The sequence below is a fragment of the Nocardia cyriacigeorgica genome, assembly GCF_010858045.1.
Classification (GTDB): Bacteria; Actinomycetota; Actinomycetes; order Mycobacteriales; family Mycobacteriaceae; genus Nocardia; species Nocardia cyriacigeorgica_E.
Genome location: NZ_JAAGVC010000366.1, coordinates 1 through 283, shown reverse-complemented (window position 1 = coordinate 283; position 283 = coordinate 1). Strand labels below are relative to the sequence as shown.

The 283-nt window shown below is 42.4% G+C and carries 1 protein-coding gene; it reads left to right on the top strand.

Annotated elements, in window-relative coordinates; all coding sequences use genetic code 11:
• A partial coding sequence (locus tag GV790_RS30055) for a hypothetical protein (protein ID WP_163818188.1) occupies window positions 1-283 on the top strand: 283 nt, incomplete at both ends.

The following is a 283-nucleotide window of genomic DNA, read 5'->3' as shown; positions in this document are numbered from 1 at the left end:
GTGCTAGAAAGCAAGGATAAATTCAATGCCAAACTGATCCAAGAAGGCAAAAAGCCTAATAAACTGCTGCTTGCTGCTATAGCGCTTAAACTACGTAAAGCCAAAGAAGAGGCAGAACTTAAGGAAGGTAAAGCCAAGGCCCCAGCCAAGCTTGTCAAACCTACATTGGAAGAAGACCCAATAGGAAGGGAAGGCAAACTACTTAAATTAACAGGCAACAAGGAAGATGATAACAAAGGAGCAAAAGTTGAACTTAAGACCGCTGAAGAAAGCGGCATTGAAG